This is a genomic window from Micromonospora marincola, from assembly GCF_056150385.1.
Genome location: NZ_JAXCFT010000012.1, coordinates 27,000 through 39,020, shown reverse-complemented (window position 1 = coordinate 39,020; position 12,021 = coordinate 27,000). Strand labels below are relative to the sequence as shown.

The window sequence follows — 12,021 nt, the reverse complement described above, 5'->3', positions numbered from 1 at the left end:
GTGCCGCCCCACGGGTGATCAACGCGACAGCGGTTCACATCGGCGGCCAGGGCATGGCCGGCCACTCCTCCGGGGGCAGCGGGAACCGGCCGGTGTCGCGCAGCCGCTCCACCCGCGCCGCCACCGCGGCGACCTCGCCGATGGTGAGATGGTCGGCCAATTCCTCGCCGAGCGCGCCGCGGAGAAGGCCGACCAGGCCGTCGAGCACCTCCACCGCGTCCGGTGGGAGCAGGCGCCCGGCCCAGCCCCACAGCACCGTACGCAGCTTCTCCTCGACGTGGAAACTGACGCCGTGGTCCACGCCGTAGATGCGGTCGTCCGCGCCGACGAGCACGTGCCCGCCCTTGCGGTCGGCGTTGTTGATCACGGCGTCGAGAACGGCGAGCCGGGCGAGCCGCGGGTCGTCCGCGTGCGCCAGCGCGTAGGCCGCGCCGTCGTCGTCGCGCGCCGCGGCGATCGGGAACCAGCGCGGCGGCACCGACTCGGCCGGCACGAAGCCGACGAGCGGCTCGGCGTCGGCCGGCTCGTCGATCCAGAGCTGGCAGGAGCCGGGACCGAACGGGCCGTCGCGCAGCACGGTCGGCGGCACCAGGTCCCACCCGGTGGCCCGGGAGACGAGATAGGCGGCGACCTCCCGGCCGGCGAGCGTGCCGTCCGGGAAGTCCCAGAGCGGGCGCTCGCCACGCACCGGCTTGTAGACGCAGTGCGCGCTGACCTCGCCGAGGGTGATGACACCGCGAAGCGTGGTGTTGGAGGCGTCGACGAGCCGCCCCTCCAGGGTCAGCTCACCGTCGGCGAGCAGCCGCAGCGCCTCGGCGCCGTCCTGTCGGGGCTGCAACTCCGACGACGTCACCGGTGATAGCCGTTGTGCCGGGGGCAGAGGTGGCCGGCCGGGTCGAGCGGCTGACCACAGAGCGGGCAGGGCGGCCGGCCGGCGTTTACCACCCGCTTGGCGCGTTCGATGAACTCGCGGGTCGCCTCGGGCGTCAGCCGCACCCGGAGCCGGTCGAGGTCCTCGTCCGGCTCGTCCGGCTCCTCGTCGACCTCGACCTCGACCTCGACGTCGTCGTCCGCGTCGCCCAGCTCGACCTCGACCTCCGCCTCGCCGACGGCGATCGCCTCGATCACCACGGTGGCGGTGTCCACGTCGAAGGCCAGGCCCAGCGTGCCGACCCGGAACTCCTCGTCGACCGGGGTGTCGAGCGGCTCGTTGTCGCCGAGCACCACAGGCGCGGCCTCCGGCAGTTTCACCCCGAACCGGCGTTGCGCCTCGGCGAGCAGCTCCTCAAGCTTCTCGGCGAGCAGCGACACCTGGACCTTCTCCAGCGCGACGCTGACCAGCCGGCCGCCGCCACGCGCCTGGAGGAAGAACGTGCGCTCCCCCGGCGGGCCGACCGTTCCGGCGACGAACCGCTCCGGCGGCTCGAAGGCGTGCACCTGGTGCGTCATACCCACGACCCTATCCGGCGCGCGGAAGCACCGCGCAGCCCACCGACGCCGAATCCGCCCAGAGCGCAACGCGCCCCGCCGCACCCGCCGCCAGCGGTCGCGACGGCCCGGCTCACCGGGCCGTCCCCGCGCCACCACCCACCGCGGCGTCCGACTCGGTGCCCCGGGCCGCCCGCCGGCGACGCTTGCCCGGCGGCGGGACCAGCGCCGACAGGTCGCCGCCGGTGTCGTTGAGCCGGACCAGGAACGGTCGCAGCGACGTGTAGCGGATCGCCGTCACCGACGCCGGGTCGGCCACGATCCGCTGAAAAAGATCCAGGTGTACGCCGAGCGCGTCCGCCACGATGGCCTTGATCACGTCACCGTGGCTGCACGCCAACCAGACCGCCTCGGGCCCGTGCTCGGCGGTGACCCGCGCGTCCCACGCCCGTACCGCCGCGACCGCCCGCGCCGACATCCCCGCCATCGACTCCCCCTCCGGGAAGGCCGCGGCGCTCGGGTGCTGTTGGACCACCGGCCAGAGCGGCTCCTTGGCCAGCTTCTTCAGCGCCTGCCCCTCCCAGGTGCCGTAGCCGCACTCGATCAACCCGTCCTCGACCACCGGCTCGGCTCCGGGCAGCGCCAGCTCCAGGGTCTGCCGGCAGCGGATCAGCGGACTGGTCACCACCGCCGCGAGCGGCAGCCCGGCGAGGCGCGCACCGACCGCGGTGGCCTGGGCCCGCCCGGTGTCGTCCAGCTCGACCGGTTGCCGGCCGGCCAGTCCGCCGTCGGCGTTAGCGGTGGTCCGGCCGTGTCGCAGAAGCAGAAGGGTCGCCACGCCCCCACCCTAGGCCGTGCCCACCCCCCGCACCCCGTCCCACCACCACAGGCGCCGAACGGCACGCCCTTCCGCTCCGTTGACCCGAAGACCGGTTGCCATTCCGTGGGCGCGACAAGGCGGACGGTCTTCACCGCCGGGTTCAGCACGCCGGTCCGGCCGAGGTGTGCACCCGCGCAACCGCGTGCGGCAATTCGTCACGTTCTCCACAGCCTTCTCACACGCCGCAAGCCAAAGAGCCCCGCAGCCCGGCCCCCTCCTGGGGCCGTGTCCCGCCAAGACCTCCGATGGTCACGTCGATCTTGGAGTTATGGCACCTCCGATATCACGTCAAAATCGACATTCTCTGGCACCCCAACTCCAAGATCGACGAGAGCCGGCCTCGGCCCACCCACCCTCAGGGGCAGGCGGGTGATCGTGAGGTTGGCGGCGGCAGGCCGGCTGACGGTTGAGCGGGATCGCGCGCCTGATCAAGGGGCTTGGCGTAGTCGTGGTCAAACCCGACGCGAACCCCTTGATCACGCTGGGCGGGCACCTCCGCCAGCACCCGAGGGCCGGGGTGCGGGTGATCATGAGGTTGGCGGCGACAAACCAGACAACCCGCCGCCGCCAACCTCATGATCACCCGAAGCCGGACGCCGAAGCCGGACGCCGGAGCCGGACGCCGGAGCCGGACGCCGGAGCCGGGGGCCGGAGCCGGGGGCCGGAGCCGGGGGCCGGGGCGGACGTCGGGGCCGGGGGCCGGGCTGGGGGCCGGGCTGGGGGCCGGACGCCCGGGGCTGAGGGCCGGGGGGCCGGGCTGCGGTTTGTGGAGGAGGCCGTGCGGCGGGATGGTGGTCAGTCGGGGGCGCGGGCGAGGGGTGGGGTTTTTGGGGGTTATGTTCGGTTTTAGGGAGTTCGGGGGTGTCCCCCGGGGAATGGGTCGGCGGGCGGGGGCGTTATATCGGGTGCACGGCTGAGCAGCGGAAATGGCCTGCCGGGACGCCGGAATGACGGCGGGTCGCCGGTCGTTGCACATGGTTCCGCCGCCACGACGAGGCCCCCGCCCCGTGGCCGGTCGGATCCCCCGAACCTGATGAGCGCCTGACGGTGCTTGCACACGACGCCGAATCCCCTTGGGCGCGTGTGTCGACCCCCGAATGGAGCTACCGCCATGAACACCATGCTGCGCAAGAGCATCCTCGGCATCGCCGGACTGACCGTCGCCGGTGGCCTCGCCGCGGGTCCGCTCAACCACCACGACACCAGCCCCACCGCCCGCGAGGTCGCCGTCACCGCGCAGGCCGACCCCGCCGCGCTCGTCCCGCACGGCGTGCAGGGCGCCCAGTCCCGGATCGACCTGACCGACGAGCAGACCGCGAACGCGAAGGCGATCATCGCGGCGACGAAGAAGGCCGGCCTGCCCGAGCGGGCCGCGGTCATCTCCATCGCCACCAGCCTGCAGGAGTCGAAGCTTACGAACCTGGGCCACCTCGGCGACCGCAACGACCACGACTCGCTGGGCCTGTTCCAGCAGCGCCCGTCCAGTGGTTGGGGCACGCCGGAGCAGATCACCGACCCCGAATACTCCACCCTGGCGTTCCTCAAGGGCCTGAAGCAGGTCGACGGCTGGCAGGACATGCCGCTGACCGCCGCCGCGCAGACCGTCCAGGTCAGCGCCTACCCGGACGCGTACGCGCAGTGGGAGCAGCAGGCCGCCGACCTCGTCGGCCAGCACTGGAACAGCTGACACCACGAAGGCCGGCACCCCGGGCGGGTGCCGGCCTTCGGCGTGCCGCGGAACGTCAGGTGGCGCTGATGGTGCCGGTGAGCAGCAGGCAGAGCACAAGCGTGCCGAGCGCCACCCGGTAGATCACGAACAGGTACAGCGTGTGGTGCGCGACGTAGCGCAGCAGCCAGGCGATGGCCGCGTACCCGATGGCGAAGGCGATCGCGGTGGCGACCACCATCTGCGCCACGCTCGGCGCGGCGGTGCCCGGCGCGGACGGCTCGAAGACGTCCGGCAGGCTGAACACGCCGGAGATCACCACGGCGGGGATCGCCAGCAGGAACGAGTACCGCGCCGCGGTCTCCCGGGTGAGGTTGAGGAACAGGCCGACGGTGAGCGTGCCGCCCGAGCGGGAGACGCCCGGGATCAGCGCCATGGCCTGGCCCAGACCCATCGCCACGCCGTCACGCATCCGGAAGTTCTCCAACGTGCGGGTCTGCCGCCCCCAGTATTCGGCGAACGCGAGCACGAGGGCGAAGAAGATCAGCGTGAAGGAGATCAGGTAGAGGTTCCGGCCGGCGGTGCGGATCTGGTCCTTGAAGAGCAGCCCCAGGATCCCGATCGGGATGGTGCCGACGATGACGTACCAGCCCATCCGGTAGTCGAGGCTGGAGCGCACCGAGCGGTCGACCAGGCCGAGGCACCAGGTCCGGACGATCCGCCAGATGTCCTTGAAGAAGTAGATGAGCACGGCGGCCTCGGTGCCGAGCTGGGTCACCGCGGTGAACGACGCGCCCGCGTCCCGGCCGAAGAAGATGGCCGAGGTGATCCGCAGGTGCCCCGACGACGACACCGGCAGGAACTCCGTCAGCCCCTGGACGATGCCCAGGACGATGGCCTCGACCCAGGTCACTCGCCGACCCCGGACAGGTCGAGGGCCTCGGCGACGGTGCGCAGCGTCTGCACGCCGCTGTCCCGGTCGGCCACGAACAGCGTCACCGACAGCGTGGTCACGCCCGCGGCGGCGTACTCCCGCATCCGCTCGGCGATGCGCTCCTTCGGGCCGAGCAGCGAGGTGCGGTCGATGAACTCCATCGGCACCGCCGCCGCCGCGGCACGCTGCCGCTTCGCCAGGTAGTGATCCTGCACCTCGCGGGCCGCGTCGCCGTAGCCCATCCGGATGGCGAGCTGGTTGTAGAAGTTCTGCTCGCGGCTGCCCATCCCGCCGACGTAGAGCGCGGCGTACCAGCGGACCAGCTCGGCGCAGGTGGCGACGTCGTCACCGACCACCACCGGCACCGACGGGACCACGTCGAAGCCGGCCAGCTCCCGGCCGGCCCGCGCCCGCCCGGCCCGGACCGAGGCGAGCTGCTCCTCGGCGAACTCCGGGGCGTAGAAGACGGCCAACCAGCCGTCGGCGATCTCGCCGGCCAGCTCCAGGTTCTTCGGGCCGACCGCGGCCAGGTAGATCGGGATGTGCTCGCGCGGCGGACGGAAGCCCAGCCGCAACGCCTTGCCCGGGCCGCCCGGCAGCGGCAGCGTGTAGTGCTCGCCGTCGTACGCGACCTCCTTGCGGGCGACCGCCAGCTTGACGATGTCGACGTACTCCCGGGTGCGGGCCAACGGCTTGGCGAACCGGACGCCGTGCCAGCCCTCGGAGACCTGGGGGCCGGAGACGCCGAGGCCGAGCCGGAACCGGCCGCCGGAGAGGGTGTCGATGGTCGCGGCCGTCATCGCGGTCATCGCCGGGGTGCGGGCGGGGATCTGCATGACCGCGGCGCCGACGTCGATCCGCTCCGTCTGCCCGGCCATCCAGGCCAGCATGCTCGGCGAGTCGGAGCCGTAGGCCTCCGCGGCCCACACCACCGAGTAGCCGAGCCGGTCCGCCTCCTGGGCGAGCGCCAGGTGGTCCGCAGGCGTGCTCCACGCCGTCTGGTATCCGAGGCTGAGCCCGAGTCGCAATGGTCCTCCCACCGTCCGCACCACAGGTCGCATCAGGTTACGCAATGCCGGTGACGCCACCGACCACCGGCTCGCCCGAACACGTCACACCGCTCTGCGGTCGCGCGGGAAGTTGACTGCGGCGAGGATATCCCGTGACACCAGGTTCGAAATAAGGTTCACGCATGCAACAGCGACCGCTCGGCCGAAGCGGGCTGGCGGTTTCGCGGCTCGCGCTCGGCACCATGACCTGGGGACGGGACACCGACGCCGACGACGCGGCGGCCCAGCTCAAGAGCTACCTCGACGCGGGCGGCAACCTCGTCGACACCGCCGACGTGTACGCCGACGGCGACGCCGAGGCGGTGATCGGCTCCCTGCTGGGCAGCCTGGTCGACCGCGACGAGATGCTCATCGCCACCAAGGCGGGGCTGCGGCCGGGCAGCGGCCGGCGCCGGGACGGCTCGCGCGGGCACCTGCTGCGCACGCTCGACGCCTCGCTGCGCCGGCTCGGCACCGACCACGTCGACCTCTGGCAGGTGCACGGGTACGACCCGGACACGCCCCTGGAGGAGACGCTCTCGGCTTTGGACCACGCCGTGTCCAGCGGGAAGGCCCGCTATGTCGGCGTGTCGAACTTCTCCGGCTGGCAGACCGCCCGGGCCGCCGCCTGGCAGGCCGCCTGGCCGGGGCGCGCCCCGGTGGTCGCCGCCCAGGTGGAGTATTCGCTGCTGGAGCGCGGCATCGAGCGTGAGGTGCTGCCGGCCTGCGCCGGGATGGGGCTGGGCGTGCTGCCCTGGTCGCCGCTGGGCCGGGGGGTGCTGACCGGCAAGTACCGCAACGGCCGGCCGGCGGACTCCCGGGCGGTGTCGCCGCACTTCGAGCGCTTCGTGGCCACCTACCTGGAGCCCCGCTGCTCGAGCATCGTGGAGGCGGTGGCCATCGCCGCCGGCGGGCTCGGCGTGTCGCCGACGGAGGTGGCGTTGGCCTGGGTCCGGGACCGACCCGGCGTCACCGCGCCGATCCTCGGCGCCCGCACCGTCGGGCAGCTCCTCGGCGCGCTCCAGGTGGAGCGGATGACGTTGCCGGATGAGATCGTCACCGCGCTCGACGACGTCTCCGCGGTGCCGGTCGGCTACCCCGAGCGCGACGGCTGACCCGCCGGAGCGATCCGGGTCACCGCCGGGGGTGGCGGAGGGCCCGCGAGCTGGGCAGCATAGGGGACATGGACTACGAATACGCGCCGCTGCGGTTGCCCTCGAATGTCGATCGGTTGACCGCCGCGGCGCAACTGGCGATCCAGGCGGAGTTCTCCGGGTGGGAGCTGGCCCGGGTGCGGCTCTACCGGGACGGCACGCGGCAGGTGATGCTGCGCCGCCGCGTGGTGAACAAGCCGCAGCCGGGCCTGTCGTACTGACGCCGGTCCGTCCCGGGGCCGCGCCGCGCGGTGCGGCCCCGGGACGGTCACGGCCTAGTGGGCGTGGTCGTGCTCCTCGTCGAGGTCCAGGAACGGGTGCTCGTCGAGGCGGCCGACCAGCCGGTCGTCGACGGCCGGCTGGAACGGGCCGACCGGGTCGTCGTCGTCGAACGACTCCAGGTCGACCGGGGTGCCGACCTCGCTGACCATGACCACGCCGTCGAGCGGCTCCAGCTCGGGCACGTCGAGCGCGGACAGCGAGCCGTCACCGCTCTGCAGCAGTTCCAGCACCGCCTCGCCGACCCCCTCCACCGGTGCCGGCTCGTCGTCCTCCGGGGTGCCCTCCCGGCGGGCCACCTCGGCGACCCGGAGCAGGGCCGCGACGCTCGGCACCCGGTAGTCGCGCCGCTGCCGCACCGAGATCACCCGCGGGTGCGGGTCGGTGGGCTCGCCGCCCTCGACCGCGCCGAAACGCTCGTCGGCCTCGTCCGGGTCGATCGACTCCACGTCCCAGGGTGTCACCTCGCCGAACGCGTCGAGCAGCCGCTCGTCGTAGGCGAAGGAGGCGTTGTTCAAGGCGACGTACGCCTGCCACACGGCATCGTCGTCGATCCGGCCCTGTGCCGCCCGGACGGCGGCCAGATGGGCGCGGGCCGCGTCGATCACCTGTTCGAGGGCGGCGTCCAGCTCACCGTGCTGGTCGGTCATGTGAGGCAGTCCCTTCGCGATGGGGGAGGTCCGCGCGGGCGGCGCCGCGGCGGGCGCGGTCAGCAGTTGCGGAGGAAGCGGTCGAGAACCCGCACGCCGAACTGTAGTCCGTCCAGCGGGACCCGCTCGTCGATGCCGTGGAACAGGCCGGAGAAATTGAGGTCGGCGGGCAGCCGCAGCGGCGCGAAGCCGAAGCAGCGGATGCCGAGCGCGGAGAACGCCTTGGCGTCGGTGCCACCGGACAGCATGTACGGCACCGGGTGCGCGCCCGGGTCCTCGGCGCGCAGCGCGGCGGACATCTGTGCCACCAGGTCGCCGTCGAACGTGGTCTCCAGGGCCGGCTGGCGCTGGACGTACTCGATGGCGATGTCCGGCCCGACCAGCTCCCGGAGCTGCCGCTCCAGCTCCTCGCTCTGCCCGGGCAGGCTGCGGCAGTCGATGGTGGCGGTGGCCCGGCCGGGGATGACGTTGTCCTTGTAGCCGGCGGCCAACCGGGTCGGGTTGGCGGTGTTGCGGACGGTGGCGCCGATGATGTTGGCGATCGGGCCGAGCTTGGCGATCGCGGTCTCCGGGTCGTCCGGGTCGATCTCGATGCCGAGCACGTCGCCGACCTCGGCCAGGAACGCGCGCACGGTGTCGGTCATCACCACGGGGAACCGGTGCCGGCCGATCCGGGCGACCGCCTCGGCGAGCGCGGTCACGGCGTTGTCGTCGTGCACCATCGACCCGTGGCCGGGCCGCCCCCGGGCGTGCAGGCGCAACCAGTCGATGCCCTTCTCGGCGGTCTCGATCAGGTAGAGCCGGCGGGACTCGTCGACGGAGTAGGAGAAGCCGCCCACCTCGCCGATCGCCTCGGTGCATCCGTCGAAGAGCCCGCGGTGGCGCTGGGCCAGGAAGTGCGCGCCGTAGTCGCTGCCGGCCTCCTCGTCGGCGGTGAAGGCGAGCACCACGTCGCGGCGGGGCCGGACGCCGGTGCGCTGCCAGTCGCGGACCACGGCCAGCACCATGGCGTCGAAGTCCTTCATGTCGATCGCGCCGCGGCCCCACAGGTAGCCGTCGCGGATCTCGCCGGAGAACGGGTGCGCCGACCACTCGTCGGGGTCGGCGGGGACCACGTCGAGATGACCGTGCACCAGCAGCGCGTCCCGGCCCGGCTCGCGGCCCGGGATCCGGGCCACCAGGTTGGCCCGGCCCGGCGCCGACTCGTGGATCTCGGCGTCGACGCCGACCTCGGCGAGTTTCTCCGCGACGTACTCCGCGGCGCGCCGCTCCCCCACGCTCGTGTCGTTGTCCCCGGTGTTCGTGGTGTCGATGCGCAGCAGGTCCCGGCAGAGGTCCACGACCTCGTCGGCGGGCTGGGGCGGGGAGGAGGTCGTCATCGCTTCCTTATACCAGCCGGACGGGTCGCGACGGTGGGCGCGGTGCGGACCGGTTTCGCGAGGCGCGCGGGCGGGTAACGCCGAACATCGATCCGGCAACCGTGCCGGCCACCACGAGGAGGGCACCGTGACCGTCCCCCTGCCGCCGCTGCCACCCGCCGCCGACGACGCCTACCGGCCGGGTGGGCGGAGCATGGCCGACCTGGTGGACGCCGAGCACCGCACCCTGCTCGACCTGGCCGACCGGGTGACCGAGCCGGGGCTGGACCCGGCCGGCCGCCGCCGGGTGCTCGACGTGCTCACCGCCGCCGTGTCCCGGCACCTCTCGGCCGAGGAGCAGTACCTGTTCCCCGCCGCCCGCGCCGCGGTGCCGGAGAGCGGCGAGCTTGTCACGCGCGAGATCGAGGCGGATGCCGCCCTGCTCGCCGCGCTGAAGGGACTGTCCGGTTCGGACGACGCCGCGGTCGCGGACGTGACCGAGCGGGTACGCCGGCACGTGGGCCGGGTCGCCGCGCTCGTCACCCCGCTGCGGGAGGTGGCAAGCGACGCGGAGCTGATCCGGCTGGGCAACCGGTGGGAGATCGCCGAGGAGGCGGCGCCCACCAGGCCGCATCCGGGCACGCCGGCCCGGCCGCCCTGGAACAAGATCGTCGAGCCGGCGGTGGGAGTGCTGGACAAGGTGCGCGATGCGGTCACCGGGCGGCGTACCCGCCTGGCGGACCTGGAGCATCGCCGGGACGCCTGAGCCGATCCACCCCTTCCCGGACACCCGTTCGTGGTCCTACCGTCACGGTATGAATCTGGAGCTGCGACACCTGCGGGTGGTGTGCGCGATCGCCGAGACGGGCAGCGTCACCAAGGCGGCTTCCCTGCTCGGCCTGGCCCAGCCGGCGCTGACCGCCCAGCTCCAGCGGATCGAGCGGGTCCTCGGCGGGCCGCTGTTCGAGCGGGACCGCCGGGGCGCCCGGCCCACCGCGCTGGGCGAGCTGGTGCTGGACCGGGCCCGGGTGCTGCTGCCGGCGATGAAGGGCCTCCAGGACGAGGCGGCCCGGATGGCCGGCGCGGGCGACCCGCTGCGCCGCTACCGGTTCGGTGGGGTGAACAGCCCGATCCTGGGCCGGCTCGTGCACCGGCTCGCCGCGGAGCGCCCGGACGCGCAGATCACCACGTACGCGTCCTGGTCGGTGGACGAGCTGGCGCAGATGGTGGCCGGCGGCCGGCTCGACTTCGCCCTGGCCGGCGTGTGCGGCGACGCCGCGCCGTCGCCGGTGTTCGGGTTGAGCTGGCGGGAGGTGGCCGTCGACCCGGTCCTCGTGCTGCTGCCGCAGACCCACCCGCTGGCCGGGCGGGACGAGATCGACCTGGTGGACCTGCGGCGGGAGCAGTGGGTGGCCGCGCCGGGCGACGGTTGCTTCGGCGACTGCTTCGCCGCCACCTGCGCACGCGCCGGCTTCACCCCCCGGAAGGTCTACGAGACGGACGTGCGGGCCGCCCTGGACCTGGTGGACGCGGGCGCCGCGGTGGCCCTGTGCCAGGCCACGTTCCGCCCGGTGGCGGGGCTTGTCACCCGCCGGCTGGCCGGCGCGCCGCTGCGCTGGCGGCTGTTGTTCGGCTGGCATCCGGAGGCGCCGGCGGCGGCGGTGGCGGAGCCGGTGCTCCGGACGGCGGTGGCCGCGTACACCGACGCGCTGGCCCACCACCCGGACTATCTGGCCTGGCTGCTGGCCCATCCGGACTTCGGGGCGCAGGCGCGCGGCGCGGACGGGGTGCGAACCGCCTGAACACGGGTATCACCGACGACATGACTGATCTGTATCCCGCCGCCGACGAGCGGGAGCTGCTGCGTCGGGCGGCCTCCGCGCACACCACCGCCGCCGCCGACGTGGAGGCGTTCCTGCGCCGGTTGCCGGAGGTGCCGGACCCGGCGGACGTGACCGAGTACGCCAACCTGCTCAGCCGCGAGGAGCGGGCCCGGGCGGACCGGCAGGCCGCGGCCGACGCCGCCGGCCTGCGACTGCCAAGCGTGGAGTCCGAGTAGCCCGGGCGGCGTGGCCGCCCGGGCCGCCGGCTCAGCGCTCGACAAGCACGTCGTGGCCGAGGTCGAGCAGCGCGTGCCGCCACTCGTCGTCGGCGTTGCCCCGGTCCGGCCGCTCGGCGCTGAGCTCCTGGATCCGGGTGATCGCGTCGCGCATCACCTCGATGTCCTCCGGCGTGAGGTCGACCTTGCGTTTGCGCAGCACGGCGAGGATCTGCCGGCCCGGCTCGGGCAGGTCGAGGTCCGGGTCCGGACCGAATGCCTCCTCCCCCGACCCGCGGGTGAGCAGCCACTGTCGCAACTGCTCGGAGGGCACGTTCACCTCGGCGTGGAAGTCGTCCCAGATCACCTCGACCTCGGGGTCGAGTCGTGCCTCGCGTGCCATCACGCCTCCTCCTCCGGTGGCGGCCCGGACGGCTCCGGTTCGCCCTCGCTCGTCGGTGTCCGCGGGGTCAGGCCCTCCGCCGGCACCCGCACCCGGGACGGGTTGGCCGTCGGCGCGACCTCGATCGGTTCGCCGGCCGCGGCGTCCTCCCGGGCCTCGTCGGGTTCGGTCATGTCCGCCCT

Annotated in this window: 15 protein-coding genes; 6 read left to right on the top strand and 9 right to left on the bottom strand. The window is 73.5% G+C overall.

The genetic code is table 11. The annotated features are described in order from the left end of the window. Positions 1–34: 34 nt before the first annotated feature. From SM450_RS22650 to SM450_RS22640, 3 genes are all read right to left on the bottom strand, one after another. The gene (locus tag SM450_RS22650; RefSeq protein ID WP_474621762.1) at positions 35–853 is read right to left on the bottom strand and encodes an SCO1664 family protein; all 819 of its coding nucleotides are present in this window, start codon (positions 851–853) and stop codon (positions 35–37) included. Continuing rightward, the gene (locus tag SM450_RS22645; RefSeq protein ID WP_474621761.1) at positions 850–1,449 is read right to left on the bottom strand and encodes a DUF3090 domain-containing protein; all 600 of its coding nucleotides are present in this window, start codon (positions 1,447–1,449) and stop codon (positions 850–852) included. The genes SM450_RS22650 and SM450_RS22645 overlap by 4 nt, the downstream gene beginning before the upstream one ends. Before the next feature lie 112 nt (positions 1,450–1,561). Next, a complete protein-coding gene (locus SM450_RS22640; RefSeq protein ID WP_474621760.1) occupies positions 1,562–2,266 on the bottom strand; it encodes a histidine phosphatase family protein in 705 nt (234 codons plus the stop codon). 1,153 nt (positions 2,267–3,419) lie between these two features. Here SM450_RS22640 and SM450_RS22635 point away from each other — a divergent pair. Next, positions 3,420–3,995 (top strand): hypothetical protein, encoded by a 576-nt coding sequence (locus SM450_RS22635; protein WP_474621759.1) that lies wholly within the window; start codon positions 3,420–3,422, stop codon positions 3,993–3,995. Between the two features lie 55 nt (positions 3,996–4,050). Here the strand turns inward: SM450_RS22635 and SM450_RS22630 are convergent, their stop codons facing one another. After that, on the bottom strand, positions 4,051–4,887 hold the full coding sequence (locus SM450_RS22630; RefSeq protein ID WP_474621758.1) for an undecaprenyl-diphosphate phosphatase: 837 nt from the start codon (positions 4,885–4,887) through the stop codon (positions 4,051–4,053). Next, entirely contained in the window at positions 4,884–5,936 is a 1,053-nt protein-coding gene (locus SM450_RS22625) for an LLM class F420-dependent oxidoreductase (protein ID WP_474621850.1), read from the bottom strand. Before SM450_RS22625 ends, SM450_RS22630 begins: the two co-directional genes overlap by 4 nt. Positions 5,937–6,100: 164 nt before the next feature. Between SM450_RS22625 and SM450_RS22620 the strand changes: the two genes are divergently transcribed. Further along, positions 6,101–7,072, top strand: coding sequence for an aldo/keto reductase (locus SM450_RS22620; RefSeq protein WP_474621757.1), 972 nt, complete (start codon positions 6,101–6,103; stop codon positions 7,070–7,072). A 68-nt stretch (positions 7,073–7,140) separates the two neighbouring features. Beyond that, positions 7,141–7,332, top strand: a complete 192-nt coding sequence (locus tag SM450_RS22615) for a DUF5703 family protein (protein WP_107155556.1) — start codon at positions 7,141–7,143, stop codon at positions 7,330–7,332. A gap of 54 nt (positions 7,333–7,386) precedes the next feature. On the opposite strand, the gene SM450_RS22610 is transcribed toward SM450_RS22615, so the two are convergent. Both SM450_RS22610 and SM450_RS22605 read right to left on the bottom strand, forming a co-directional pair. After that, positions 7,387–8,040, bottom strand: a complete 654-nt coding sequence (locus SM450_RS22610; RefSeq protein ID WP_474621756.1) for a hypothetical protein — start codon at positions 8,038–8,040, stop codon at positions 7,387–7,389. A 59-nt stretch (positions 8,041–8,099) separates the two neighbouring features. Then, a complete protein-coding gene (locus tag SM450_RS22605; RefSeq protein ID WP_474621755.1) occupies positions 8,100–9,419 on the bottom strand; it encodes a M20/M25/M40 family metallo-hydrolase in 1,320 nt (439 codons plus the stop codon). A 127-nt stretch (positions 9,420–9,546) separates the two neighbouring features. On the opposite strand from SM450_RS22605, the gene SM450_RS22600 reads away from it, so the two are divergent. From SM450_RS22600 to SM450_RS22590, 3 genes are read left to right on the top strand one after another with little or no spacing between them, the layout of a single operon-like run. Further along, positions 9,547–10,164, top strand: coding sequence for a hemerythrin domain-containing protein (locus SM450_RS22600; protein WP_474621754.1), 618 nt, complete (start codon positions 9,547–9,549; stop codon positions 10,162–10,164). A gap of 49 nt (positions 10,165–10,213) precedes the next feature. Next, entirely contained in the window at positions 10,214–11,200 is a 987-nt protein-coding gene (locus SM450_RS22595; RefSeq protein WP_474621753.1) for a LysR family transcriptional regulator, read from the top strand. Between the two features lie 20 nt (positions 11,201–11,220). After that, a complete protein-coding gene (locus SM450_RS22590; RefSeq protein ID WP_474621752.1) occupies positions 11,221–11,457 on the top strand; it encodes a hypothetical protein in 237 nt (78 codons plus the stop codon). 31 nt (positions 11,458–11,488) lie between these two features. Here SM450_RS22590 and SM450_RS22585 read toward each other — a convergent pair whose 3' ends face one another. After that, a complete protein-coding gene (locus SM450_RS22585; protein WP_474621751.1) occupies positions 11,489–11,839 on the bottom strand; it encodes a DUF3140 domain-containing protein in 351 nt (116 codons plus the stop codon). Continuing rightward, a complete protein-coding gene (locus SM450_RS22580) occupies positions 11,839–12,012 on the bottom strand; it encodes a hypothetical protein (RefSeq protein ID WP_474621750.1) in 174 nt (57 codons plus the stop codon). The genes SM450_RS22585 and SM450_RS22580 overlap by 1 nt, the downstream gene beginning before the upstream one ends. Between the last annotated feature and the right edge of the window lie 9 nt (positions 12,013–12,021).